The organism is Sorangium sp. So ce726, from assembly GCF_051521405.1.
Taxonomy (GTDB): domain Bacteria; phylum Myxococcota_A; class Polyangia; order Polyangiales; family Polyangiaceae; genus Sorangium.
Genome location: NZ_CP150349.1, coordinates 12388779 through 12415752 on the forward strand (window position 1 = coordinate 12388779; position 26974 = coordinate 12415752).

12 protein-coding genes are annotated in these 26974 nt (G+C 72.1%); 3 read left to right on the forward strand and 9 right to left on the reverse strand.

Translation table 11 applies throughout. From position 1 onward, the window contains the following. The first annotated feature begins 597 nt into the window (after positions 1–597). On the forward strand, positions 598–1773 hold the full coding sequence (locus tag WME79_RS46260) for a PAS domain S-box protein (protein WP_437528617.1): 1176 nt from the start codon (positions 598–600) through the stop codon (positions 1771–1773). 44 nt (positions 1774–1817) lie between these two features. Continuing rightward, entirely contained in the window at positions 1818–5846 is a 4029-nt protein-coding gene (locus WME79_RS46265; RefSeq protein ID WP_437528619.1) for an amino acid adenylation domain-containing protein, read from the forward strand. Positions 5847–5894: 48 nt separating this feature from the next. Here the strand turns inward: WME79_RS46265 and WME79_RS46270 are convergent, their stop codons facing one another. The 5 genes from WME79_RS46270 to WME79_RS46290 all read right to left on the reverse strand — a co-directional run bounded on the left by WME79_RS46270 (position 5895) and on the right by WME79_RS46290 (position 16056). After that, positions 5895–8141, reverse strand: a complete 2247-nt coding sequence (locus WME79_RS46270; RefSeq protein WP_437528621.1) for a molybdopterin oxidoreductase family protein — start codon at positions 8139–8141, stop codon at positions 5895–5897. Further along, positions 8141–9889 (reverse strand): DmsC/YnfH family molybdoenzyme membrane anchor subunit, encoded by a 1749-nt coding sequence (locus WME79_RS46275; protein ID WP_437528623.1) that lies wholly within the window; start codon positions 9887–9889, stop codon positions 8141–8143. The genes WME79_RS46270 and WME79_RS46275 overlap by 1 nt, the downstream gene beginning before the upstream one ends. 119 nt (positions 9890–10008) lie before the next feature. Beyond that, the gene (gene nirD, locus WME79_RS46280) at positions 10009–10407 is read right to left on the reverse strand and encodes a nitrite reductase small subunit NirD (protein ID WP_437528625.1); all 399 of its coding nucleotides are present in this window, start codon (positions 10405–10407) and stop codon (positions 10009–10011) included. A gap of 37 nt (positions 10408–10444) precedes the next feature. Continuing rightward, positions 10445–12985 (reverse strand): nitrite reductase large subunit NirB, encoded by a 2541-nt coding sequence (gene nirB / locus WME79_RS46285; RefSeq protein WP_437528627.1) that lies wholly within the window; start codon positions 12983–12985, stop codon positions 10445–10447. 374 nt (positions 12986–13359) lie between these two features. Further along, positions 13360–16056 carry an ATP-binding protein gene (locus tag WME79_RS46290; RefSeq protein ID WP_437528628.1) on the reverse strand — a complete coding sequence of 899 codons (2697 nt, stop codon included), beginning with the start codon at positions 16054–16056 and terminating at the stop codon, positions 13360–13362. Between the two features lie 131 nt (positions 16057–16187). Here WME79_RS46290 and WME79_RS46295 point away from each other — a divergent pair, with 131 nt between their 5' ends. Further along, positions 16188–17117: a ketopantoate reductase family protein gene (locus WME79_RS46295; protein ID WP_437528630.1), complete on the forward strand. Its 930-nt coding sequence runs from the start codon at positions 16188–16190 to the stop codon at positions 17115–17117. A gap of 208 nt (positions 17118–17325) precedes the next feature. On the opposite strand, the gene WME79_RS46300 is transcribed toward WME79_RS46295, so the two are convergent. From WME79_RS46300 to WME79_RS46315, 4 genes are all read right to left on the reverse strand, one after another. After that, positions 17326–18513, reverse strand: a complete 1188-nt coding sequence (locus WME79_RS46300; RefSeq protein ID WP_437528632.1) for a hypothetical protein — start codon at positions 18511–18513, stop codon at positions 17326–17328. A gap of 488 nt (positions 18514–19001) precedes the next feature. After that, positions 19002–19613 (reverse strand): DUF488 domain-containing protein, encoded by a 612-nt coding sequence (locus WME79_RS46305; protein ID WP_437528634.1) that lies wholly within the window; start codon positions 19611–19613, stop codon positions 19002–19004. A gap of 60 nt (positions 19614–19673) precedes the next feature. Next, the gene (locus WME79_RS46310) at positions 19674–24980 is read right to left on the reverse strand and encodes a hypothetical protein (RefSeq protein ID WP_437528636.1); all 5307 of its coding nucleotides are present in this window, start codon (positions 24978–24980) and stop codon (positions 19674–19676) included. Further along, positions 24977–26785, reverse strand: a complete 1809-nt coding sequence (locus tag WME79_RS46315; RefSeq protein WP_437528637.1) for an ATP-binding protein — start codon at positions 26783–26785, stop codon at positions 24977–24979. The genes WME79_RS46310 and WME79_RS46315 overlap by 4 nt, the downstream gene beginning before the upstream one ends. Between the last annotated feature and the right edge of the window lie 189 nt (positions 26786–26974).

The window sequence follows — 26974 nt, forward strand, 5'->3', positions numbered from 1 at the left end:
CCTGGCGCCGGCGTGGCGAGGCACCGTGGCGATCCGGCGCGGGCTCGCCCGGCGGACCGTCGGCGCGCCGCAACACGGCGGTGCGGTGCCCAGAATGACGCACACGGAACGAGAGCGCCACACGGGTGACCCTCGGAATCAGGAGTCTTCTGACCATGTGCATGCGATGAGCGCACGATTGCGACGCTGGACATCCGTCATACCGAGCCGCGCCAGGCGCGCGCCCGCTCCGTCGGAGACGCGCGCAGCCAAGCAATCGACCAAGCGCTGAATCGCACAATGAATCGATGAGCGCAGTAAACGTCCTTGCTGTGACGGTATCTCGCAGCGAGCCATACTGTCCCCACTGTGACGGTATTCCTGCTGAGATTGATGCTGTCTAAGGCGTCTCATCAGGTGTAACGTCGCTGGTGAAGGCGAGCTGTCCACCACCGCCGCCTGATCTTTGCCAGCAGCCAGCATCGGGGGAAATCGATGGAACCTCAGGAGACGGTTCTCCAATCGCATCATGGCGAGCTTGCCGCCCTGCGCGCTCGTGTGTCCAGGCTAGAGCAGATCGAGCGGGATCTGCGTGCCGAGCTCAGCCGTACGAACGCCGTGCTACAGGCGATTCCATACCTGCTCTGCGTCCACGATCCCGTCGAGCAGCGCACGCTCTACGAGAACCGCTCGCTGGCCGGCGAGCTCGGATATGCGGCGGACGAGGCAGGCCTCGCGGGCCTCGATGCGTTCGTGACGCTCGCGCACCCCGACGACCAGACCCGGGCTCGCGAGCAGCTCGATCACGCAGGAGAAGGCCAGGCGAGCGACTCGGCGGAGCTCGCGTATCGGCTGCGCAAGGCCGACGGGTCGTGGTGCTGGGTCACGCGGCGCGAGATCGTCCTCGCGCGGGACGGCGCTGGCAAGCCGCGCCAGGTCATGAGTGTAGTCCAGGACATCACAGGTCGAAAGGACATGGAGGTGGAGCAGCGCCGCCAGGCCGAAGAGCTCGGCGTGTCGAAGACGTTGATTGACAATGCGCTAGATGGCATCACATTGACGTCCATGAGTGGGCAGGTCGTCTACGCCAACACCGCCTTCAAGGCGATGAGCGGCTTCGGCGACGGCGCGGTCGGCTGTGGGCTGAACGACTTCTATTCGCCGGAGAGCTTTCGCCAGCTCTCCAACGAGGTCTTGCCGATCCTGATGAAGGACGGCGCATGGCGCGGCGTCCTCAAGATCCGGCGCCCCGACGGGAGCGAGTGGATGGGGCAGACCAGCGCTTTCGTGGTCCTGGGCCCGGCGGGGGAGCCGACGGGCATGGCGGCGTTCTTCAGGGACATCACGGAGCAGCTCCGGTACGAGCAGGAGACGCTCGCCCAGATGCGGGTGATCCAGGCGCAGCAGGCGGCGCTCCGGGAGCTCGGCACGCCGCTCATCCCGATCGCAGACGGCGTGATCGCGATGCCCCTCATCGGGGCGATCGACCGGGAGCGCGCGCAGCAGATCCTGGAGACGCTCCTGAACGCGCTCGGCGAGAAGCAATCGGCCGTGGCGATACTCGATATCACCGGCGTGAAGGCCGTGGACGGAGAGGTGGCCGCCGCGCTGGTCCGCGTCGCGCAGGCGGCGAGGCTGCTCGGCGCCGACGTCGTGTTGTCAGGCGTCCGCCCCGTCGTCGCGCAGGCGCTCGTCGATCTTGGCACCGAGCTCAGAGGGCTCGTCACCTGCGGCACCCTGCAAAGTGGTATCGCCTACGCGCTGAAGCGCAAGGCACGCTCGATGACCGTCTGAGCTCCCACGCATCGTCCTCTGCAGTTCAACAGGGAGGTTCGATCATGCGCGCTCACGCGACACAGGCTCGTCTGTCCCATGCACCAGGAGAGCTCCAGCGCGAGCTTCCCGCGCTCGATCTCGCGACCGATCGCCCACGCCCGCCCGCGCCTTCGCGAGGTCGCGCGTCGGCGTCGCGAGAGCTGCCGCCTCGGCTCGCCCTGGAGCTCGACCGCGTGCGCCGGGGCTCGGGCGCGACGCTCTTCGTCACCCTGCTCTCTGCTTATGCAGCGCTGCTCTACCGCCATACCGTTCAGAGCGAGATCCTGATCGGGACGCCCTGGCCTCGCCGCGGCGGCCGGTGGAGCTTGCGGGCCGCGCCAGAGCCTCGCCATCCGCTCGTCCTGCATGCCCGCATCGACGAGGAGCTCAGCTTTCGTGACCTCCTCGCGCAGATCGCCGCGCAGATCGCCTCGGCCGAGGCTCGCGGCCACGTGCCTCTGGACCAACCGCTCGCGGGGCTCGGGGCGGCGGAGGAGACAAGCGATCCCCCGACGTTCCAGACCACCTTCGAGCTCGTGCGACCCGGGGAGGTCCTGCGCAGCACGGCGATCAGCGCGGCGACAGCGGCGCGGCGCTCGCGCGCCCGCCCGGCCACGCTGGTCGATCTGTCGCTGTCCGTCACCGCGTTGGAGCGAGGGCTCGTCGCGACGATGACGTACAGCACCGACGTGTTCGATCCCGGGACCATCGAGCGGATGCTGGACCACCTCGGCCTCCTGCTCGCGGGCGTCGCGGAGGACGCCGAGCGGCCGATCGCCGAGATTCCGCTGCTCACGCCGGAGGAGCGGCGCCGGATGACCGTCGTCTGGAACGCGACGCGGACCGCCTATCCGCGCGACGCGTGTGTTCATGAGCTCTTCGAGGAGCAGGTCGCGCGGACGCCCGACGCCATCGCTGTCATCGAGGGCGGTAAGGCGCTCACCTACCGTGAGCTGAACCGCCGCGCCAACCGGCTCGCTCATCGGATCTCCGCGCGCTGCGCCGGCCCTGACCTGCGCGTGGCCGTCCTCGTCGAGCGCTCGTCGAGCGCGCTCGTCGCCCTGCTCGGCGTCCTCAAGGCCGGCGGCGCCTACGTGCCTCTCGATCCGAGCTATCCAGACGAGCGGCTGCGCTTCATGCTCGAGGACGCGGCGGTGAGCCTCGTGCTCGGGCAGCGAGCGCTGGTGACGCGGCTCGACCTCCGCGGGGACGTCATGTGCCTCGACGAGGACCACGGCGCGCCAGGCGACGACAGAAACCCGGCCATCCCTGCTGCCGCGACCGATCTTGCTTATGTGATGTTCACCTCGGGCTCGACCGGCCGGCCCAAGGGCGTGGCCGTCCCGCACCGAGGGGTCGTCCGCCTCGTACGGGACACCGGCTATGTCGCGTTCGCGCCATCGGATCGCGTCGCGCACGCCTCCAGCCTCTCCTTCGACGCGTCGACGTTCGAGATCTGGGGCGCGCTGCTCAACGGCGCATGCCTCGTCATCGTGTCTCACGAGACGCTGCTGTCGCCGGAGGCGATGCCTGCGCTCCTCCGCCGCGAAGGCATCACCGTCCTGTTCCTGACCACGGCGCTCTTCCACCACCTCGCGCGTGTGAGCCCGGACGCCTTTCAGGGGCTCTCCTACCTCGTTGTCGGCGGCGACGTGCTCAATCCGACGCTGTCCAGAGAGGTGCTCCTGAAAGGCGCCCCGAAGCACCTCGTGAACGGCTACGGTCCGACCGAGAACACGACGTTCTCCATGGCTCACCTGGTGCGCGCGGTCCCGGAGGGCGCCTCCCGCGTGCCGATCGGGCGGCCCATCTCGAACACGCGCGCCTATGTCCTGGACCGCCGGCTCCAGCCGGTGCCGGTGGGCGTCCCCGGCGAGCTCTACGTCGCCGGCGACGGGCTGGCGCGAGGCTACCTGAACCGACCCGATCTGACCGCCGCGGCGTTCGTCCAGAACCCCTTGCCCGAGGAGCCGGGAGAGCGCCTGTACAAGACGGGCGATCAGGTCCGTTATCTGGCCGATGGGTCGCTCGATTTCCTGGGGCGGATCGACTGCCAGGTGAAGATCCGTGGCTTCCGCGTCGAGCTCGGGGAAATCGAGGCGGCGCTGTGCGCGTGCCCCTCCGTGCGCGAGGCCGTTGTCGTGCTCCACGAGCACGCGCCCGGCGACATGCGCCTCGTGGCCTACGTCGTCTCGGACTTCGGCCCGGGCGGCCCTCCGTCGCGCCCCCCGTGCGGGGATCGGTCGGAGGGAGCGGAGGCCGGCGTGGACAGCAGCGGCCCCGCGAGCAGCGGCCCCGCGTCCCGCGACCTGTCGAGGAGCCTGCGCCGGTCTCTGCAGGAGAAGCTGCCCGACTACATGATCCCGGCCGCGTTCGTCGTGCTGCCATCGCTGCCGCTCGCCGCGACAGGGAAGGTCGATCGCAAGACGCTGCCGCCGCCCGACGTCGGCCGGATGCACACCGGAGCGCCGGAGAGCACCCGCTCTCCGATCGAGCGCCGGGTGGCCGAGATCTGGGCGTCCGTCCTCCACACCGATCGCCCGGAGGTCGACGATGACTTCTTCGAGCTCGGCGGAAACTCCCTGCTGGCGGCGCAGGTGCTCCTCCAGGTGCGGATGGTCTTCCAGGTCGACGTGCCCGCGCGCCGGCTGTTCGAGTCGCCCACCCTGGCCGGGCTCGCCCGCGCCGTCGAGGAGGCGCGGCGCTGGAAGGCGCGCGGGACCGCAGCGTCGATGGGCGCGATCGACCTCCGCGCGGAGGCCGCCCTCGCCCCCGACATCCGCCCTTGCGGCTCGTTCGTCGACACGAGCGCTCCGCCTCGCCACGTCTTCCTCACCGGCGCCACGGGGTTCCTGGGCGCCTTTCTCCTGCGCGACCTCCTCACGCAGACGCGCGCCACGGTCCATTGCCTCGTCCGCGCTCCCGACGCTGCAGCAGGCCTGGCGAGGCTCCGGCGGAGCCTGGAGGCCTATTCGCTCTGGGATCCCGCGGTGAGCGCGAGGATCGTCGCCGTGCCTGGCGACCTGAGGGAGCCGCTGCTCGGGCTCACCCCGGCTTGCTTCGAGGCGCTCGCGCAGCGCATCGACGCGATCTACCACGCCGGCGCCGAGGTCAATTACATCAAGCCGTACGCGTCCCACAAGGCGGCGAACGTGCTGGGGACACAGGAGATCTTGCGGCTCGCTTGCCTGGGCCGGACGAAGCCCGTGCATCACGTCTCGACGATCGGGGTGATCGGCCAGATCGGCCATTTCACAGGCGCCCAGACCGTGCGGGAGAGCGACGATCTCGATCGCTGGGTGGACCACCTCCACACGGACATGGGTTATTCCCAGAGCAAGTGGGTCGCCGAGAAGCTCGTGTGGATCGCGCGCTCGCGCGGGGTGCCCGTCACCGTCTTCCGCCCCGGGTCCATCCTGGGTCACAGCCAGACGGGCGCCGCCAACGTGACCGACTTCGTGAGCAGGATGATCAAAGGCTGCGTCGAGATGCGCTGCGCCCCCGACCTCCCCGCGCAGAGCAAGGAGCTCGTGACGGTCGATTACGTCAGCCGGGCGATCGTGCGCCTGTCGGGCCGGCCGGGCTCGCTGGGGAAGGCGTTCCACCTGGTGCCCCCGCCGCCTCATCGGCTCGATCTGAACGGCTTCTTCGATCTGCTCGTCTCTCGCGGCTATCCGCTGGTGCGGCTGCCTTACGCGCAATGGTGCGAGCAGCTGCTGGCGCGGGTACGGCGATCGAGCGACAGCCCGTTCCTTCCGCTCCTGCCGATGCTGACCGAGAAGGTCCACGGGGAGCTGACCCGATGGGAGCTGTACGCGCAGATGCCCGCCTTCGACTGCCAGAACGCGATCGAGGGGCTGGCCGGCACGGCGATCGCGTGTCCCCCCATGAACGCCCGGCTGCTGGACACGCTCCTGGCCTACTACCTGCGCAGCGGGCACCTGCGCGCCCCGGCGGCGGCCGCGAGCGGCGTGCGCCTGGCCGCGCCGAGGGCCCGCAACCCGCTCCGGTGGCAAGACGCCGCGCGCTCGCGGCGGGGGGCGCACGGCTGAGCGCGCGTCCCACGCGCGCCACGCGCCCCTCGCGGAGGCCGTGGCCGGCTACCCGCGATCCTCTTCCCGCCGCACCTTCACCGCGCAGGCCTTGTACGACGGCTGCCGGGAGTACTGGTCGAAGGCCGGGAACGTCAGCTTGTTCGTGATCTCGTAGTGCATCGGCACGAAGATCTCCCCGGGCTTCACCGAGTTCGTGACGAACGCCCGCGCCTTGATCTCGGCGCGGCGGGACGCGATGACCACCCACTCGTTCATCTCGATACCGATCTTCTTCGCGTCGACCGGGCTCAGCTCGACGTAGATCTCCTTCGGATAAAGCCGCTGCAGCACCGCCGACTTCTTGGTCCGCGTCTGCGTGTGCCACTGGCTGGAGCTCCCTCGCCCCGTGAGCAGCGTGAACGGATACTGCTCGTCGGTCGGCTCCGGCAGCTGGCGGGGCGCCTGGAAGGTGAACTTCGCCTTCTGATCCGGGCGGTAGTACTGGCCGTCCTCGAACAGCCGACGCTCGTTCGTCTCGAAGGCAGCCCCCTCGGGGTAGGGCCACTGGATGCCGCCGCGCTCGTCGAGCATCGTGTAGCCCTCGATGCCCGTGATGTCGCACGGCTGCCCCTTCGAGAGCCGCTTCATGATCTGGAAGACCGCCTCCGGGCTCTTCCACTCCTTGAACAGCTCGCCGCAGCCCCAGTACTGGGCGACCAGCTGGAAGATGTGAAAGTCCGCCAGCGCCTGGCCCGGGGCCCGCGCGACCTTCTTGACGAGGCCGATGCGCCGCTCCGAGTTGATGAACGTGCCGTCCTTCTCGGCCCACGAGGCCGCCGGGAGGACGAGGTGGGCGCGCTCCGCCGTCTCCGTCGTCGCGTACATGTCCTGCACCACGAGGAACTCCAGGCGGCCGAGCAGCTCGTGCAGATCCTCCTGGTTGATCCAGGAGTGGGCCGGGTTCGTCGCGATGATCCAGAGGCCCTTGATCTTCCCCTTCAAGATGCCTTCGATGATCTGGTCGTAGGCCAGGCTGTTCCGGGTCGGGATGATCTCCTCCGGAATGCCGAGGATCCCGGCGATCTTCTTCCGGTGCTCCTCCTTCGTGAAGTCGTGGCCGGCGAACAGGGCCGTCGTGTTGCTGAACATCCGCGAGCCCATCGCGTTGCACTGGCCCGTGATGGAGTTCGCCCCGGTGCCGGGACGGCCGATGTTCCCCGTCATCAGCGCCAGGTTGATGAGCGACTGCGCGACCCGCACGCCCTCGTGGCTCTGGTTGACGCCCATGGTCCACCAGAACGACACCCGCTTCCCGTTGTGGATCTTCTCCGCGAACGACGCGAGCTGCGCCTCGGTGAGCCCCGTCGCCTCGGAGACCCGCGCCGGCGTGAAGTCCTCGACGTGCGCCTTGAACGCCTCGAAATCGACCGTGTGCGCCTCGATGTACCCCGGGTCGATCCACCCGCGCTGGATGAGGATGTGGGCGATGCCGTAGAACAGCGTCAGATCCGACTTCGGATTGAGCGCGTAGTGCGCCGTCGCGGCCATCGCCGTCTCGGTCTTGCGCGGATCCACGACGAGGATCTCGGGGCGGTTCTTGTTCTTGCAGAGCCGCTCCCACATGATCGGGTGGGCGATGCAGAGGTTCGAGCCGACGAGCACCACGACGTCGGACTCCTCGAAATCGCGGTACGTGTAGGGCGGCGCGTCGAACCCGAACGCCTCCTTGTACGCGACCACCGACGTCGCCATGCATTGCCGGGTGTTGCCGTCCCCGTGCAGCATGCCCATCCCGAACTTCGCGAGCGCCCCGAGGAAGGCCATCTCCTCGGTGACGATCTGCCCGGTGCTGATGAAGGCGACCGACTCCTTGCCGTGCGCGTCCTGGATCGCCTTGAACCGATCGACGAACGTGCGGAGCGCGACGTCCCACTCCACGCGCTCCAGCTTCCCGCGCGCGTTCCTGAGGAGCGGCGCGGTGGCGCGATCGGTCGCGCGGAGCGGCGTGAGCGCCTCCCAGCCCTTCGGGCACGCCATCCCGAGGTTCACGGGATAGTCGGTGTTCGGCGAGAGGTTGATCGCCTCTCCGTCCTTGAGGTGCACGTTCAGCCCGCACCCGGTCGAGCAGAACCCGCACACGACCGTCGTCGTCTGGTCGGGCTTGAGCCGCGCAGGCACCCTCCCGAGGCCGAACTCGCCGGGCGTGAGGAGCAGCTCGCGCGTCAGCGGCCCGTTGCGCTGCAAGAGGAGGTTGTCCGCCTGCTTGGGCGCCGGAGACGTCTTCTTCGCATCGCTTGCATCGCTGGTCGACATCAGGAGAGCCCTCCGGGCATCTTGGAGGCGGGCGCCGCTGCGAAGAAGAGGTACCGCTCGAGGAACTCGCCCGCGAGGCAGAACAGGAACGCCACGACCGCCATCGCCATCAGAACTTCAGAGCTCACGCCGCTGTTCGGCGCCGAGAAGAGGCTGAGCGCCGGCAGGACGATCCCGCCGAGCGCCCCGCAAGCGAAGCGCCAGCCCGTCGCGCCCTTCAGCTCCCCCGTCATCAGGATCGCGCTCCGCTTGAGCGTCGAGTGGCTCCGCTTCCGGAGGTGCCGGAACATCGAGAGCTCCACGAGCAGCTTGAGCGCCGTCGTCACGCACAGGAACGCGCTCAGCCCGCGGAAGCCTCGGGTCAGGAGCAGCGCCGCGTGCTCGGCGCTCAGGAGCAGGCCGATCATCAGGACCGTCGAGCTCCCGAGGATGGCCGCCGTGGTCGCGAACTTGAAGCCCGTCAGGGCCCCGCGCCAGTGCTCCCGCTGCGTCGCGGCGTACACCATCACGGAGCAGAAGACCCCGAGGATCCCGCTCAGCGCGACCGCATAGGAGAGCGGCGCCTGCAGGTGCTCGATCGGGGGCAGCGCCGAGAGCACCGGGAGCGCGGAGATCGACGGAAGCGCAGGCAACCAGAAGGACGCCGCGTACAGCGTCGCGGCGCCGGCGAAGAGCGAGAACCCCAGGATCTCCCGGCTGAGCCACGACGTCTTGAGCCCCAGGAAGGCCCGGAACGCGAACTGCGGCCGGCCAAGGTGAAAGAGGCTCGCCTTCAGCGCGGCGATCCCGAAGACGAGCGCGAACGTGGCGCTGTGCCCGCCGAAATCCCGCGTCGCCTGCGCGCCGAGGATCTCGTTGAGGGCCAGGTTCACGCAGAACGCGCCCACCGAGAGCTGCGTCAGCACCAGCATCGCGACGAGCGGAGGGTGGGAGTGCTCCCGGCTCACCTGGTAGAAGTCCGCGGGGAGCATGTTGCGCGGGAGCGACTTCTGCGTCTTGTAGGTCGTCGTCGGGATCGTGATCTCCGGCGCCGCCGCCCCCGGCAAGAAGAGGCTCGTCTGGCTCTCTTGCACGGCCTGCTGCTGGTCGACCATCGTGATCCGGATGGCGCCGTTGGGGCATGACTGCACGCACGCCGGGGCCTCGTCGTTGGCCAGCCGATCGCTGCACATGTCGCACTTGCGCACGATCCCCCGCTCCGCGTTGAACTTCGGAGCGTCGTAGGGGCACATCAGGATGCAGTACTGGCAGCCGATGCACTGGTCATCGAGGTGCTTGACGATGCCGGTGATCGGGTCCTTCTCGTAGGCCTTGACCGGGCACCCCGTCATGCACGCCGGGTCCAGGCAGTGGTGGCACGCCGTCGTCACGCTCTGCTGCGCCGGCGTCTGGGGCGTGCCGCCGTGGAGGAGCCCGACGGAGCGCCACACCTCGTTGTCGTCGAGGCCGTTCAGGCTGTGGCAGGCGGTGACGCACGCCTTGCAGGCCGTGCAGGCGTCGAGGTCGACCTCGAAGCCGTACTGCTGCCCAGGCTTCGGCTTCTCGAGCGGGATCAGGTCGCGGTAGTACTTGGACTGCGCCGGGAGCGCGTGCTCCTCGTGCATCTTGGAGAACTTCTCGACCGCCGTGAGCTTCTGCTGGTCGGCCAGGAGCGAGTCCAGCAGGCTCTTGTTGTGGTCATGGACCTTCGGCGCCGAGTTGACGATGGGTAAGCGAAAGTGAGTGTCCGAGACCTTAGCAACGCTCATCGAAATTCCCTGTCTACCCGGCGCGGAAGCCCAGCCCCGAGAACTCCAAGAGAGACACCGCGAACGGCGGCGCGTCCGCCGCAAGGAAGCGCCTGGCGCTGGCTCGCCAGGTCATCCCGTCAGCTCGCCGCCGCGAGCGGCTCCGCCGCGGCCTGGATCTCGACACGCCCGGCCCGGACCCGGATGGGATACACGGGGATGCTCACGGCCGGGTCGTCCAGGCACTGACCCGACCGCAGATCGAAGTTCTGCTTGTAGATCGGCGAGGCGATCTTGGGGACGCCCCCCTTGTCCCCGACGATGCCGCGGGAGAGGACGAACGCCTTGCTGAACGGGTCGAAGTTGCTGACGGCGTAGACCTCCTCGCCCTCGCCGACCCGGACCAGCGCGATCTGGCGCTTCCCGACGAGCGCGCAGACCCCCGTGTTCGGGATGATGTCCTCTACCGCGCAAACGTCGATCCAACCCTGGGTCATGGTCTCGCTCCGAGGCGCTTCCGAAGTGTGCAGCTCGCTCATGACGGTTTCCCTCAGACAAGGCCCCTCGGCCCTGCTGTCAGATCATCTCCTCGACGACGTTCGACTTCTCCTGCCACGCCGCGGGGCGGTGCTGCGCGCGCTCGCTGACGAACACGATGCTCCGGTCGGGCTCGCCGACGTTCACGAACTGGCGGAACTGCTTGAGCTTCTCGGGATCGTTGATCGCGGCCTTCCACTCGCACTCGTAGGTGGCGATGAGGTGGGCCATCTCCTTCTCCAGCTCCTCGCAGATCCCGAGCGAGTCGTCGATGATGACCTGGCGGAGGTAATCCATGCCGCCCTCGAGGTTGTTGAACCACACCGACGTTCGCTGGAGCCGGTCCGCCGTGCGGATGTAGAACATCAGGAACCGGTCGAGGTACTTGATGAGCGTCGCCTCGTCGAGGTCCGAGGCGAAGAGCTGGGCGTGCTGCGGCTTCATCCCGCCGTTGCCGCAGAGGTAGAGGTTGTAGCCCTTCTCCGTCGCGATGATGCCGAAGTCCTTGCCCTGCGCCTCGGCGCACTCGCGCGCGCAGCCGGACACCGCGGACTTCAGCTTGTGGGGGCTGCGCAGCCCCTTGTAGCGGTTCTCGACCGCGACCGCGAAGCCCACCGAGTCCTGCACGCCGTACCGGCACCAGGTGCTGCCGACGCACGACTTCACGGTGCGCAGCGCCTTGCCGTACGCGTGCCCCGACTCGAAGCCGGCGGCGATGAGCTCGCGCCAGATGTCGGGCAGCTGCTCCAGCCGCGCGCCGAACAGGTCCACGCGCTGGCCGCCGGTGATCTTCGAGTACAGGTTGTACTTCTTCGCGACCACACCGAGGGCGATGAGCTGATCCGGCGTGATCTCGCCGCCCGCCACGCGCGGGACCACCGAGTAGGTCCCGTCCCGCTGGACGTTGGCGAGGTATCGATCGTTCGTGTCCTGCAGCGGGAGGTGCTTCTTGCCCAGGATGTGCTCGTTCCACGTCGACGCGAGGATCGACGCCACCGCGGGCTTGCAGATCTCACACCCCTTGCCCTGGCCGTGGCGGGCGAGCAGGTCGTCGAAGGTCTTGATCTGGTGGATCCGGACGAGGTGATAGAGATCCTGACGCGAGTGGTTGAAGTGCTCGCAGATGTAGTTGTTGACCGCGACGCCGGCCTTCTTGAGCTCCTTCTTCAGGATGTCGGTGATCAGCGTCGTGCACGAGCCGCAGCCGGTGCCGGCCTTGGTGTGCGCCTTGATGCCGGCGACCGTGACGTGCTTGTCGTCGCAGATCGCCGAGCAGATGGCCTTCTTCGTGACGTTCAGGCACGAGCAGATCATGGCGGTGTCGGGCAGCGCGTCGACGCCGAGGCCCGCCGGCTTCGCGCCGTCCCGCGCCGTGACGATGAGATCCTCCGGGTTCGGCGGGAGGACGATCTTGTTCTGCACGAGCTGGAGCAGCTGACCGTAGTTCGCGGCGTCGCCGACCAGGATGCCGCCGAGGAGGAGCTTGCCGTCCGAGCTGACGACGAGCTTCTTGTAGACGTTCGACGTCGCGTTCATGAAGCTGAGCACGCGCGCGCCCTGCTGGGTCGCGAACGCGTCGCCGAAGCTCGCGACGTCCACGCCCATCAGCTTGAGCTTCGTGCTCATGTCGAAGCCGCTGAAGGTCTCCTTCCCGCCGGTGATGGCGTCGGCCGCGACCTTGGCCATGTGGTAGCCGGGCGCCACCAGGCCGTAGAGCTGGCTGTTATAGCTCGCGCACTCGCCGATCGCGTAGATGTCCGGATCCGACGTCTGACAGCGCTCGTTGATGGCGATGCCGCCGCGGTTCCCGAGCGCGAGATCGCACGCCCTCGCGAGCTCGTCCCTCGGGCGGATGCCGGCCGAGAAGACGATCATGTCGGTCGAGAGCTCGCTCTGGTCGGCGAAGACCATCTTCGCCACGCGGCCGTGCTCCCCGACGATCTCCGTCGTCGACTTGCTCGTGTGCACGCTCACGCCGAGCGACTCGATCTTCGCCCGGAGGATCGCGCCGCCGGCGTCGTCGACCTGGAGGGCCATCAGGCGCGGCGCGAACTCCACGACGTGGACCTGGAGGCCCATGTTCTTGAGCGCGTTGGCCGCCTCCAGCCCGAGCAGGCCGCCGCCGACGACCGTGCCGACCTTCGCGACCTTGGCGTAGGCGTCCATGGCCTCGAGGTCGTCGATCGTGCGGTAGACGAAGCAGCCCTTCGTGTCTTTGCCCTTGATCGGCGGGACGAACGGATACGAGCCGGTGGCGAGGATGAGCTTGTCGTAATAGACCGTCTTCCCCTTCGCCGACGTCACCGCCTTCTTCCGCCGATCGATCGAGACGGCCTTGTCGTTGAGATGGACCTGAATGCCCGCCTCCTCGTAGAGGCCGGGCTTGACCATCGACAGATCCTCGGCTGATTTGCCGTTGAAGAAGGCAGAGAGGTTCACCCGGTCGTAGGCGAGCCGCGGCTCCTCGCAGAAGGTCGTGATGTTCCACTCGCGGAGGAAGCCACCGAGCACCATGTTCTCGATGAACTTGTGCCCGACCATGCCGTTGCCGATGACGAGGAGGTCCTTCTTCTTGCTCATGAAACCCACCTTTGGACCCGGTGAGTCCTTCTCACCGTCACTGCCGCACTGCCGTCCGAACGAGGCGTCAGCCACAATCCCGGACCAAAAACTGTGTACTGTGGGCTCTGTTTCGCAACTGTTTCGCAGGAATAAATTGTCGGCCCGACGGCGCGCCAGGCCTCTTGCACAATGGGCTCTGTCACGTCTGCCACGTCTGTTTCATGCATGTTTCGCGGTCATTGACGGGCGGAACAAGGCCCCGAAGGAGCCTGGACGCAACAGCGCCGATGAAAGGAAATGGGCGCAACATTCAGAACTGGAAGAGCCTGTTTCAGGGATGTATCGCGGCCCAGCGCGGCTGCATTGCACTTCTGAAATGGAGCGCGGGCCGATCAGCCTCGTGGGGCGGCTTCGGCGAGCAGGGACAGGAGCTGCTCCGTCGCGACCGGCTTGGTGAGGTGCGCGTCGAAGCCGGCTTCGCGCGAGCGGCGGCGGTCCTGGTCTTGCCCGTAACCGGACAGAGCGGCGATGTAGGAGCGCGTGAGCTCGGGCTCGGCGCGCAGGCGCCGGACGACCTCGTAGCCGTCCATCCCGGGCAGGCCGATGTCGAGCAGGACGAGATCGGGCTTCGACGCGCGCGCGGCCTCGAGCGCCGCCGGGCCGTCGTGGGCCATCGAGACGGCGTGGCCGTGGAGCTGGAGGACGCGCCGGAGGCCCTCGGCGGCGTCGACGTTGTCGTCGACGACGAGGACGTGGAGGGCGCGCGTCCTGGGGCGCGGAGGGGCGGCGTCGGGCGCTGGCGGGGCTTCGGCGGGCGAGCTCGGCGCGCTCGCGAGCGGGAGCCAGACGCTGATGGCCGTCCCCTCGCCGGGGCCCCCGCTCAGCGCTTCGACGCGGCCGCCGTGCAGCTCGGCGAGCCGCTTGACCAGCGTGAGCCCGATCCCGAGGCCGCCCTGGGAGCGGTCCAGCGTGCGCCGGGCCTGCATGAACGGCTCGAAGACGCGCGGGAGCAGCTCGGCGGAGATGCCGACGCCGGTGTCGGTCACCCGGATCCGCGCGTCGCCGGCGATCGCGGCGCAGGCGAGCGAGACGCGGCCGCCAGGGTTCGTGTACTTGATCGCGTTGTTGAGCAGGTTGACGACGATCTGCTCGAGCCGGACGCGGTCGCCGTGCACGAAGACGCCGGGATCCACCGACAGGACGAGATCGTGCCTGCGCTGAACGAGCAGCGGGCGGACTGACTCGACCGCGGTCTCGACGACCGAGGCGACGTCGAGCCGCTCCCGCTTCAGGTCGATCTTGCCGCGCGTGATCCTGGAGACGTCGAGGAGATCGTCGACGAGCCGGACGATCGTCTTCACCTGGCGCTCGAGGGTCGCCAGGATCTGCCGGTCGTCGCGATCCGCGCGCTCGCCGGTGCTCATTTGGGCGCTCATTTGCAGGAGCTCGAGGCCGGTGGTGATGGGCGCCAGCGGGTTGCGGAGCTCGTGCGACAGCATCGCGATGAACTCGTCCTTGCGCCGGTCCGCCTCGTGGGCTTCGCGGTAGAGCCGGGCGTTCTCGAGGCCGACGCGCCGCTCGCGCTCGACGATGGCGGCGCGCTCCTCGTGCAGGCGGGCGCGCTCCATGGCCTGCGCGCACTGGCGCGACACCGCGACCAGGAACTCCTGCTCTTCCCGGTCGAACGGGCGCGGCTCCGCGAAGCTCAGCCCGAGCACGCCGATGGGCCGCTCCTGGACCACGAGCGGGAGACAGCAGAGCGACCCGGTCGCGGCGGACAGCGCGGTGCTCACGATGTGCGGGTAGCGGGCGGAGCACTCCTCGCGCGAGCGCAGCCAGACGGGCGCGCCGGTCCGCAGCGCGTCGGTGAGCGGGAGGGAGGCGTCGCGGGGCATCTGCCGGAAGCGCTCGATGGTGTCACGCTCGTAGCCGGCCGCCTTGAGGCACTCGAGGTCGTCGCCCGCCGTCACGACGATGGCCCCGCCGTACGCGCCCGCGGCGGCGACGCCGACGTCGATGACGACCTGCGCCACGGCCTCGCTGGTGAGCGCGTCGGCGAGCGCCGCCGTGAGCCGCTGGAGGCCGGCCATGCGCTGCGCCGCGCGCTCGGCGGCCCGGCGCGCCTCCTGCTCGGCCAGGAAGCGCCGCCGCGCTTCGGACTCGGCGTCGCGGGCGATGTCGTAGAGGCGCACGCGCTGCAAGGCGACCTCGATGCGCTGCGAGAGCTCCTCGGCGAAGGCGAGATCGGCGGCGCCGTAGGTGCGATCCTGCTCTGCGGACGCGAGCGTGAGCGCCGCGAGGACGCACCCGTCGCCGCGGATGGGCACGATCACCGCGGAGCGGCAGCCGAGCTCGCGCAGGGCGGCGAGGTGGTCCGCGCCGGCCAGCGCGTGGCCGGCGAGGTCGGGGAGGAGCCGGCCGTGGCCGCCGTGGAGCACCTCGAGCAACGGCGATGGCGGCGTCCCAGGCTCCGGCAGGGGGCGGCTGCGCCGAGCCAGCCGGGCGGCGAGCTCCGCCTTGGCCGGATCGGCGTGCGCGACGACCTGCGCGTGGACGGAGCCGTCTGCTTCGAGCGTGTGGACGGCGCACAGATCGGCCACCGAGGTGACCGCGAGGGCCGCGACGCGCCGGAAGCCCGCGTCGCGGCCCTGCGCCGGATCGAGCGTGGCCGACGCGTCGGCCAGGAAGCGCCGCGCGTCCTCGGCGCGCTTCTGCTCGCTGACGTCCGCGACGAGCGTGAAGAAGCCGCGCACGTCGCCGCTCGCGCCGACGTGGGGAATGTACTGGATGCGCACGTGGCGCCGGCCGCCCTTCCGGTAGGTGAGCCGAGACTCGAAGTCTTGCGGCCGTCCGGCGAGCACCGCGGCGATGTGCGGCTTCACGGCGGCGTAGGCGGCGTCGCCGATCACCTCGCGCACCTGCCGGCCGACGATGGAGCCGCTGTCTTCGCCGAACCAGCGCTCGTAGGCCCGGTTGACGATGCCGTAGCGCTCGTCGCTGCCGATATACGAGATGAGCGCCGGCAGGGCGTCCAGCAAGCGCTGGAGCTGCTCGGCTTCCATCGTCACGCTCGGCTCGCCTGCGCTCATGAGGCCGCTCTCGTGCGCCGTGGCGGGGGCTTCCGGCCTACGCATGTCGGCGTAGGCATATCCGCAATCGTCGCAGGTCGCCACTCGTCGGTCCGCTGCGGTCCTGCTCGAGCGTGCTATGGTCGCCGCCGATGCGGATCCTCGTTGTCGGCGCGGGCGCGGTGGGCGGCTATTTCGGGGCGCGGCTCACGCTCGCTGGGGAAGACGTCACCTTCGTCGCGCGGGGCGCGCACGCCGAGGTGATGCGGTCCCGCGGGCTCATCGTCCGCACGCCGTCTGGCGAGCTGCGCACTCCCCCGCTCCGTGTTGTCGAGCTCGACGGGGCGCGCGGGCCGTTCGATCTCGCGCTCATCGCCGTGAAATCGCCGTCGCTCGCCGCGGTGAGCGCGAAGCTCCCCGGGCTGCTCGCCGCGGACGGCCTCGCCGCGCCCCTCCTGAACGGGCTCGACTCCGAGGACGTGGTCGCGCGCGACGTCGGCGCGCCGCGGGTGATCGCCGCGATCGCCTACATGTCCTCGGGCGTCGCCGGGCCTGGCGAGATCGAGACGCTCGCGCCGACGCGCGCCGGGCTCGCGCCCTACCGGCCCGGGCAGGAGGCGCGGGTCGAGGCGACCGCCGCGCTGCTCGAGCGCGCGGGCATCCCGGTCCGCCGCGGGGCGGACCACCGCGCGATGCTCTGGGAGAAGATGGTCTGGAACGCCCCCTTCAATGCGATCTGCGCGCTGACCGGCCAGCGCGCCGGCGTGGTCGCGGAGCGGATGGAGGACCTGACCCGGGCGGCGATGCTCGAGGTGATCGCGGTCGCGCGGGCGGAAGGGGCGGAGATCTCCGAGGCGACCGCGGACGCGATGCTCGCCCTCACGCGCTCCGAGTTCCCGCTCACCGAGCCCTCGATGCTGCAGGACGTACGGGCCGGCCGCGCGACGGAGGTCGATATCCTCCAGGGCGCGGTGGTCGAGCGCGCGCGCCGGGCCGGGGTCGACACCCCGGTGCTGCACACGCTCGCGACCCTCGTCCGCGGCCTGTCGCCGCGGGCGAACGCGCCCTCTGCGGGCCGATAGACAGGCCTCGCGCTCGCGACGGAGAGGGGATGGCGACGGCCGCGCGCGCCGCTCCCTGGGCGCGTGGGAGCCCTGGGAAACGCGTCGTCGCGACCGCCACGGCGGTGTCTCGGGTGCTTCGAAGAAGGGGAGTGGATCGCGGGGCGCTCATCTCACCTCCTGGAGATCGAGAGGAGATGAGATGAGTGCCTGTCCTGAGACTCAGCGATCAGGCGCCGCCGCTGCCGCCCGCGCCGCCGCTGCCACCTGCGCCGCCGCTGCCGCCCGCGCCGCCAGCGCCGCTGGTGCTGGACGCGCTGGTGCTGGACGCGCTGCTGCTGCTGGACGCGCTGCTGGTGCTGCCCGCGCCGCCGCTGCCGCCCGTGCCGTCGCTGCCACCCTCGCCGCCGCCGCCACCCTCGCCGCCCGCGCCGCCGCCGCCGCCCGTGCCCTCGCCGCTCAGCGGGTACAGCGGGTCGAGGCAGAAGAAGCCATCAGGCGTCTCGGCGCACTCGTCCGGATCATCGCAGTCGCCGTCGTCCTCGCACGGCAGCTTGTCGAAGATGCAGAAGCCGTTGTTCGGGAGGCCGAAGTCCTCGCAGCGCGCGTCCGGCAACAAGCAATCGTCGTGCGCCGTGCACGCCCTGGTGCAGGCGCCGAAGTCGCCGGCGCCGACGACCTCCGCGAACTGGTAGAGGCAGATACCGTTCTCGAACCCGCCGCAGTCGGACTCGAACACATCGCCGCCGAAGCCGCAGAACTCGGCGCATGCGCTGACGTCGCCGGGGAAGCCCACGCAGTGTCCGGCGCACGGATCCTCGTCGGCGTCGCGGTCGCACGCGGCCCCCATCGGCAGACCCTCGTGAGGCGTGTCGACGCACGCGTTCTGCCTGGGATCGCAGCTGCGGCCGGAGTCGGAGCACTGGGAGTCAGAGCCGCAGTTCGGCATGCAGACCGTCACGCCGTCATCCACCTCCTCACAGCGCAGCTCGTCGCGGCCGTGGCACTTGAGCGGGTCGAGCTCCTCGTCGAGGGCCGTGATCTCGGGCTCTCCGAGGACGCAGCCCAGGTAACAGATGCCATTGAGGCAGGCGCTGCCCTCGCCTTCGCAGTCGCCGTCGTCGGCGCACTCCATCGTGCAGTACCCGCCCGCAGGACCGGCGTCCGCCTCCGACTCCAGGGCGCACACGCCGTCCGGCCCGCAGTCGGCGTCGGCCGTGCAGCGAGCGCCGAGGAACTCGGCCCTGCTCCCGCCCCCGCTGCTGCTCTGGGCGACTCCCCCCGTTGACGAGCTCGTCGTCGAAGAGGAAGAGCCGCCGCCTGCGCCCCCGCCCGAATCGTCGTCGCCGCAACCGATGAAGCCTGCAGAGAAGGCGACCGAGGTGAGCAGGATCGCCGAAATGCGTTGCACTTTCATTACTGTCTCCCGAGCCAGGAGGCCCTGCCCACATCGGGCGCGCCTTCATGTGATTTCGGGACGGTAACGGAATCGCTGCGGCTCCGCCATACCGGACGGGCTGGGGAGCGCTCGATGTCGCGCTCCGCGGAGAGCCCCCGTGGGAGCGGATGGCGCTCCAGGGGCCGGCATCAGGACGTCAGTGCGACGACTGATGGTCTATTTTTCAGGTGATACCCGACTAGACCGCTACGCGGACTTCGTGATTTTTGACACGTACCGTACGGCCCTCCGGTCGGCGCCGGTGAGCGGCCAGCGATACCGGAGGTGGCTCGCGGGCTCCCAGCCGGCGTGCGTCGGCGGCTCGTCGCGGGTGAGAAGGACCCAGATTTCGCGGCGATCCGCCGGCTTCGGGCCGGTGAGCGCCGCGCGGAGGGGCAGCCGAGGCGCGTCGCATTCCTGCGGACGGCGATTGGCACACTCATCCAGGGCGAGCTGGGCGGCCGGGATCACCGCGCGCGGCGCGGGCGCGCGGGCTCGCGCCGCGCGGGTGTGCGCTCCGCGCTGGCGCCGCCGAGCGGCAGCGCGCGCTGCGCGCCGACGTCGTAGATCAGGTGGCCGGCGCCGTCGGGCCGTGCGGCGGGGTTCAGCTCGTGCGGGGCCCGCGCGCCGGGGCCGAGCAGGTGGACGACCGCGAGCCCGCGCGCGACGAGGGCGTCGGCGATGAGGCGGCGGTGACACCGCCACCAGAGCGTCTCGGCGCACAGGAGGGCCATTCGCCGTCCAGCGCGCGCTTCCGCGTCGAGCTCGGAGAGCGCGCGCTGAAACGCGGCGGTCTCCATGTGATCGGCGTAGGCCCGGAAGCTCGCGTTCTCCCAGGCGACGTGCGGCGAGTCGGCCCGCCCGGTCCGCCGTCCGCCGAGGGTGTCGCCTCGGAAGACGTAGGTCACCCCGAGCCGGGGCAGCGCCTCGGCGAGCGCAGCGCGGCCGAGGTGAGGGGAGCGGCTCGATCCAGGGAACCTCCGGACGTCGACCAGCGTGTCGGCCGGCCCCTCGCCGAGCAGCTCGACGAGCTCCTCCAGGCTGCGGGTGCCGTGGCCGACGGTGAAGACGGTGTCCACGGGGAAGAGCTTTGCGTCCCGGCGGCGCGCGGGCAACGTCGGGCGCGGGGCGCTCGCGCGCTACCCGATGGAGCGCAGCAGATGATCGAGCGCCCGGCGCTCCTCCGCGTCGGTGACCGACTTCAGCGCCCGGTTCACCTCGCCGACGGCGGCCGCCGCCAGCAGCGCGACGGCCGCCGGGTCGGGCGCCCCGCGCGCGCGCAGCCAACCGAGCGCTTCGTGCTCGGTGTTGACGACGATGTGGCTCCGGCTCGCGTCGTAACGGATCGGCCGCCCTGAGCGGCTCTCGACGACGGCGCGCACCGGGGACCCCTCGAGGTTCATCCGGGCGATGGCCTCGTGGAGCGCGGCAGCGAGCGGGCCCGCGACCGCCGCCTCCTGCCCCTCGGGCGTGGCGCCGGGCAGCGGCGCCGCCTCGCCGCCGAGCAGGCCGAGCACGCTGCGCCACAGCGCGATCGCCCAGGCCCGCGCGCCGCTCGAGTCGGGCGGCGCCTCCGCGGCGGGCGCCTCCGCGCCTCGCGTGGACGCGGGCGCCCCCGCGCCGCGGGCGCCCGCGGCGGGAGGGCCCGCGCTCGAGGCGAGAAGGCCCGTTCCGGAGGCGGGCCCGATCTCCGCCGCGATCGCCCCGGCCGGGGCGGGCGGCGCCGCGAGGGCGCCGAGCTCGCGCAGCGCGCCGGGGGCGGCGCGGTGGCGCAGCACCTCGACAAGCGGCGAGCCGTCGTCGAGCAGCACGAACGGCGGCGTGCCGTCCGGGAAATCGCCGTCCGCGCTCCCCCGGCGATCGGAGATCCACAGGCAGCCGCCCGCCGCGAGCTCGGCGCGGACCGCCGCCGGGCCGACGCTCTCTCCGGAGGCGGTCTGCGCCTCGAGCTTGCCGCCGGAGAGGCGGCCGAGCAGGTGCAGGTTCCACAGGTACGGCGCCGCGGCCTCCTGGTCCGAGAGCTCGGCCGCCATGGAGGCCGCGGCCTCCATGGCGAGCTCCGCGATGGCGTCCCAGCGCGCCTCGCGCAGCGGCCACACGAGGAGCTTCCCCTCGACCGGCGCGAGCGGGGCCACGCCGGCCCCCACGCCCGTCCCGCAGCGCAGCGCGAGCGGGGTGAAGCCGCCGCCGTCGCCGCCGCCGCCGCCGCCCTCGCCGAGGATCGCCGCGGAGGGCGCGGCGACGAGCACCTGCGGCGTGCGCGGCCACCGCGCGGGCAGCCACAGCGCGCCGGTCACGAACAGCGGCCGGGGCCAGGTGGTGGCGACGTCGATCCACCGCGTCGCGAGCGCGTCGCCGGGCGGCGCGAGCCGGGCGCGCAGCCACCGCGCGGCGGCGTCGCGCACCGCCTGCCGGAGCCTCGACGCGTCCCCGCGGGCCTTGAGCCCGTCGAAGGCGCGGTTCGGCTCGAGCGCGTCGTCGTTGACGGCCGCGCACAGGGGCCACCCATCGCCGGCGTCGAGCGCGCAGAGCGGGCGGCGCCCGACGTGCACCGCGATGCCCGCCGCCCCGGCGTGCTCCGGGGCGAGCAGGCCGATCTCGCCGCGCGCGGGCGGCGCGGCCTCCTGCGCGCCGGCCGGCTGCTCGAAGGGCAGGATCGCGAAGCACGCCGCGCGCGCGGCCGCATCGAGGCCGACGGCGGCGAGCGGCGGCGCCGTGAGGCGCTCCTCGACCGCGCGATCGCGCGCGACAGCGTCGGTGATATCCTTGACGATCACGGCGGTCGCGAGCTGCAGCCGCTCGGGCCTGCTCAGCGCGAGGACCGGCCGCTCGTAGCGCTGCTTCGGGTAGGGCGGCGGCGTCGAGGTGCACAGCCACTCGGCGCGCGGGTCGCGCCGGAGGTCGTCGAGCGAGAAGAGGTTCCCCTCGATGTCGTGGAAGAGCTGCGCGCGCGCCGCCTCCGCGACGACGCGCTTGCCCTGGGCCAGCGTCTTCAGGACCGCGCGGCGCGCGTGGCCCCGCGCGAACGGCGGCAGCTCGTCGAAGCGCGGCGCCAGCGCGATCAGGTGGCGCCCCGCGGCCTTCGCGAGGCGCGTCAGGATCGCGCGCGAGGCGTCCCTCGACGGGTCCGCCGCGCCGGCGCGCACGAGGAGGCGGAGCGGGATCGGCAGCTCCACCTCCACGCGCCGCTCCGCGCCGTCGGGGCCGACGAAGCGGGCGTCCGACACCGGCCCCTCGACGATCTCGATCTCGCCTTCGAGCCCCTGCACGCCGAGCGCGGCGGCGCTCACCCGCAGCAGCGGGTGCGAGGGCGCGCCCGGCAGCGCGAGCGGCGCGCGCGGCGGGCCAGCGGCGCCGCGCGGGCCATGCTCCTGCTGCGCCTTGCCGGCGAAGGCGCGGCGCTCCTGCTCGGCGGCGGCGCGCTGCCGCCGCGCCGGCACTCCGCTCTGCGCCAGGAGGGCGCGCCCGCCGGCCCACCGGATCAGGGCCGCGCGCTCTCGAGGGCTGCGGACGATGAGGGGGTGCCAGGAGAGCGTCTCGAAGCCGGGCGCCGCGTCGAGCACCGGGATCGGCGCGGGCGCCGGGTGCGTCTCGTCGAGCGCCTCGAGCGAGCACGCGACCTCCTGGCCGCGCGCGTCGAGCATCCCGAGCAGCGGCAGGCGCCGGATGCGGGCGGCGAGCTCGCTCTGGGCCGCCTTGAGGGGCGCGTTTCCGAGCGCCCGCGCGCGCGCCTCGAGCGCCTGCACGCTGTCGAGGAGGTAGGCGCTCACGCGGGCGTCGGGCCTGCCGCGCTCGCGGGGCGGATCGCCCCGCAGGCCGAGCCGCGCGCGCGCCGCGGCGTCGCCCTCCAGCGCGGCCACGAGCGCCTCGCAGAGCGCGCGCTCGACCGCGTGGACGGCGACGTCGTTGCGCGGCGACAGGAGGCCGTCCCAGCCGCTGTTCGGCGTCGCCGCGTCGTCGTCGATCGCGATGGCGGCGGCGCCGAACCGCGGCGCGGCCTCCAGCGTGGCGAGGGGCCGCGACGCGTGGTGCCACACCTCGACCATCGCGTCGCTCGGCGTGGCGAGCGCGAGGAAGCCGGGGCCGCTGACCTCGAGGATCGGCGCGCCGGCGGAGAGCGCCGCGAGCCTCTCCAGGGACGCCGCGAGCGCGCGCCGCCGCGCCGGCCCTCGCTCCGCGAGCTCGCCCTCGGTGAAGAGCCCCGGGGAGTAGGGGACGAGCTCGCGCTCCGGGAGCGCGGCGGCGAGCCAGTCGAGCTCGCGCTGCGAGACGGCGAGCACCGGCCTGCGGTCGGCCGCGTGCCCCCGCGCTTCGGGCGGCGCCGTGCAGAGGCCGCGCGCCGCCCGGGAGAGCGCCGAGAGGCCTTTCACGCTCACGAACCGCCCCGCCGCGAGCGTGGGCCAGATCCGCGCATCCAGGAGGCCTTCGAAGCTCGAGGTCGCGAGGCCGTCGTCCGGGGTCGGCGCCGCGCCGCCTCCGCGCCCGGAGCCGCCGTCCGCGGCGCCGAGGCGCCGAGGCGCGCAGAACACCGCGCCGATCGCGGCGCGCAGCGCGGGCCTCAAGCGCGCGAGCTCGCTCTCGGGCGCAGGCGCGGGCGTCGTCGAGCGCGCGTCCCGCGGGCCGAAGAGCCGCCTTGCCTCGCGGTCGGCCGCGGCGAGCGCGACCTTCAGCGCGTGGCGGACGGCGCGCCAGAAGCGCGCGTCGCGCTCGACCCCGTCGTACGCGAACCGCGGCCGCACGCGCCCCTTCCACGCGAGCGCGATCTCGACGGGCAAGGGGACGGCGGCGGGATCGAGCTCCACGGTCTCGAGGTGCCGCCCCTCCACGAACACCCGGACCTCCGCGCCGCGCGGGGGCTCGCGCGCGTCGGCGAAGACCGCGAGCTCGCCGCGGAGGCCGGCGAGCGGCCCTTCGTCCACCTGGAAGGCGCCGCGGAACGCGTGCTCCGGGGAGGGCGGCACGACGGGATCGCCGGTCGCGTGCAGGAGGAACGCCCTGCGGCGCTCGGCGCCGAGCTTCGCTTGCTCGATCATGGCCTCGGCGTCGGCGAGCGGGAGCCCGGCGAGCGCGCGCTCGACGAGACCCCCCGGGCTCCAGACCACGTCGCCGGCCCAGGGGGCGAGCTCCTTCGGGAGCCTCGCGTCGCCGCGGAAGAGGAAGAGCCGCGGCGCATCGTGCGCTTCGAGCGCCGCGAGCGACGTCGGCCGCCCGCGCCCGTCGCGGAGCAGCGGGAGCTCGCGCACGGCCTGCGCCTCGGCGGGCAGCTCGGCGCCCGTCCGCGCCGCCCCGGTCGCGACGCAGGCGAAGGCCGCGAGCGCGTCCGCGAGCCGGCCGCGGTCCTCGTCGACGACGAGCGCGCCGTCGGGGATCGCGCCCTCGCCGCAGACGAGCGCGGCGAGGGCCTTGATGGCGTCGAGCAGCGCGCCGGCCGCCGCCTCGCGGAGCCGCGCGCGGAGGGGCGCGTCCTCGCGCACCGCCGAGCGCGACGCGTTGGTAGGCAGCGCGTCCGCGTCGATGACGACGCGGACAGGGAGCTCGACGCCCTGGTAGGGCGCCGAGGGGAACCGCGGTGCGAAGGTCCAGCGCTCGCGGACGAGCCGCACGCCGTGCTCGAGGTAGTCGACGACGGGGAGGCCGGAGGGGAGCGGGGTGGCGATGGGCGCGGCGAGGGGGCGCGAGCGGGGCGCCGAGCTGGCCGGACCTCCTGCGGGCTCGGGGGGCGCGACGATCTCCAGCGCGGCTCGGCGCGCGCCGCGCACGTGGAACGGCACGCGCACGAGCACCGCGAGGTCGCTGCTCGGGAGAGCGTGGCGCAGCGGCTCGCCGGCGAGCGCGATCGGGATCGGGAAATCGCCGGTGGCGGCGGCGAGGTGCGCGAGCTCGGGCGGGCTATCGCCCGTGAGCGCCCGGCGAAGCACCGACCAGCCGAGCCTCCGCCGCACCTCGATGCGCAGCCCAGACGCGGGCATTCCGGGCGGCCTCGGGACCTCGTCGCAGGCGGGGCCGGGGGCCGACGCGGGGCCCTCGGCGGGCGCCTCGAGCAGGGCGGGCGTGAAGCGCACGCGCGTGCAGCTCGCGCCTGCGGCCGCGCCGGACGCCCCGCGGCCCGTCGTGAGCAGGTCGACGCGCGCCGGGCGCAGCCCGAGCGCCGCGTTCACGCCGAGCGCGAGCAGGCGGAGCCTCCGGGACGCGGCGTCGGGCGCGGCGTTGAGCACGTGGTCGAAGAGGCGCGCCAGGGCGGGCCCGTCGGGCGGCTCTCCGTCGAAGGTCACGACGACGTCGTCGGCGTCGTAGCGGAGATCGATCTGCGTCGCGCCCCCGGCCGCGGCGGCGCGGACGAGCTCGAGCAGGTAGAGGTCCAGGTCGACGAGCAGGTGCTCCCTGAGCTTCTGGACGGCGCGGCGGGCATCGACGCGGATCGCGCCGCGGGCGACGACCCGGCTCACCGCAGGGGCCCCCTTGGCGCGGGGCGCGCGCCGCCTGCGGGCGCCCTCCCGCCGCGCGCCGCGCTCGCGAGCGGCGGCGGGCTCGCCGAGAGGTCGAGGAGCCGGTCGCTGTCCTCGGGATCGAGCGGCCCCTTGGCCTCGACGAGCAGCGCGCGGGCGAGCAGGTTGCCGGCGGTCACCGCGTCGACGGCGGCGCGCCTGCGCGCGAGGGCCACGGTGTCGCTCTCGATGTTGAGGTAGAGGGCGTGTCCGGGCGGGAAGCGCGCCGCGCGGCGCACGACCTCGCGCGCCGCGTGGCAGCTCTGCTCGGGCCCGGCGCGCTCCGCGCTCCAGGGCAGGAGGAACCCGCTGCGCTGGCGGAGGGCGCCCTCGACCTGGCAGAGGCTCACCCGGGCGACCCCGTGCCGGGCGCGCGCGAGCGCGTCGGCGATCACCTGGAGGAGCGCGGCGTCGGCCGAGCGGGCGCGTTTCGGCTCCTCGCGCTCCTCGCGCACGAGCAGGTAGGCGGCGTGCGCCTTCTCGACGCGCGCCGCCGGGAAGCACCGCTTCAGCAGCGTCCTGGTCGCGCGGTGGTTGCACAGCACGACGGGCAGCCCGCTGCGGGCCATGGCCGCGGTCAGCGCGTCGGATCGCCTGGCCACGAGCAGCGGCTCGCGCCCTGGCGCGAGCGCCCGGAGCCCCGCGCGGCTCCGGTCGCCGGCGACGGGGCTCGCGAGCGGGAACGGGATCTCGTCCGGATCGAGCGCGGTCGGCGGCGACAGCGCCGCCTCCAGCATCGCCGCGTAGGCGGCGGCGCCCTCGGCGTCGCCGGCGGCAGCGGCGGCCGCGGCCTGCGGGAGGCGGGCGGCGAGCTCGCGCCGGAGTGGACCTTTGACGAGCTCGCGCACGCGCGCGATCGCCTCCCAGAAGGCGTCGTCGCGGCGCACGTTGTCGCGGCTCAGGGTGTGCTGGAGGTGGGGGCTCATCACCTTGAACCGCACGCCCGAGAGCCCGCCGAAGAGCTCGTCCGCGGTCTCGAACAGGGTGAGCCCGCGGTTGTAGAAGCCGGCGAAGCTCTGGCCGCGCTCGACGGGTGGGTCCCCGTCCCCGCTCCCGGGCTGCGCGAGGTGCTGAGCGCCGGCGGAGGGGCCGACCACGACGGTGGTCTCTTCCTCGACGGCGGTCACGGAGACGGGCGCTGCGATGGCGAGCGGGGTGTCGATGCGCAGCGCGCCCGTGCGGGAGCCGCCTTCGTCGTCTGCGATGCTGAGGGTGATCTCGCGATCGGCGTGGCGGCACCACCGGCGGAGCGCGGCGTGCGCGCGGCGCGCGTGCTCCACGAACGCCTCCCGGCCGAGCCGCTGGATGAGGGTCACGCGCGTGCCGCTGCCCTGGCGCGGGCCGGCGTCCTCGAGCTCGTAGCTCGTGTCGCTGTGCAGCCGGAGGAGCCATGCCTTCCCGTCGCGCCACGTCTCCACGTCGACCTGCTCCGGCTGGAGGGCGAACACGGAGACGAAGCCGACGCCGTATTTCCCGATCTTCGTCACGTCGCCTTCCTTCGACGAGCTGAAGAGGGTGAGCAGCGGGCCCTCGATGTCCTCGCGGCTCATGCCGCACCCGTCGTCGGTGACCGAGGTGGCGCACGCGCCGGGCAGCGTCTCGACGCGCACGGCGATCTTCCGCGCGCCGGCGTCCATGCCGTTCTGCACGAGCTCGCGCAGGAAGGCGTAGGGGTCGGCGAACTGCTGCACCATGTCGGCGACCGGGCCTGGGGGCGGCGGCGGGGGCGCGGCGCGGTCCTCGCGAGAGGAGCGGTAGGGTGCCATGCGTGCTGCGAGGCTATCACACGGGGGGAGCTGCGGTTGGAAGGGGGCCCGCCGGGGCTGGAGGGGTGGAGTCTCTCCGCGAGAGATCGGGAGTTCCGGGGGCAGGACGAGAAGGCTGTTGTGGGGGTTGCCCGGCCTCGCGGCGCACGGGGCGATTCGTCTCCTGATCTTGCGTGAAGCTTTGTCGAG

Coding starts and splice junctions, on each gene's coding strand:
- WME79_RS46265 (WP_437528619.1), top strand. CDS start 1,818: ATGCGCGCTCACGCGACACAGGCTCGTCTGTCCCATGCACCAGGAGAG.
- WME79_RS46270 (WP_437528621.1), bottom strand. CDS start 8,141: ATGTCGACCAGCGATGCAAGCGATGCGAAGAAGACGTCTCCGGCGCCC.
- WME79_RS46275 (WP_437528623.1), bottom strand. CDS start 9,889: ATGAGCGTTGCTAAGGTCTCGGACACTCACTTTCGCTTACCCATCGTC.
- nirD (WP_437528625.1), bottom strand. CDS start 10,407: ATGAGCGAGCTGCACACTTCGGAAGCGCCTCGGAGCGAGACCATGACC.
- nirB (WP_437528627.1), bottom strand. CDS start 12,985: ATGAGCAAGAAGAAGGACCTCCTCGTCATCGGCAACGGCATGGTCGGG.
- WME79_RS46290 (WP_437528628.1), bottom strand. CDS start 16,056: ATGAGCGCAGGCGAGCCGAGCGTGACGATGGAAGCCGAGCAGCTCCAG.
- WME79_RS46295 (WP_437528630.1), top strand. CDS start 16,188: ATGCGGATCCTCGTTGTCGGCGCGGGCGCGGTGGGCGGCTATTTCGGG.
- WME79_RS46300 (WP_437528632.1), bottom strand. CDS start 18,513: ATGAAAGTGCAACGCATTTCGGCGATCCTGCTCACCTCGGTCGCCTTC.
- WME79_RS46315 (WP_437528637.1), bottom strand. CDS start 26,785: ATGGCACCCTACCGCTCCTCTCGCGAGGACCGCGCCGCGCCCCCGCCG.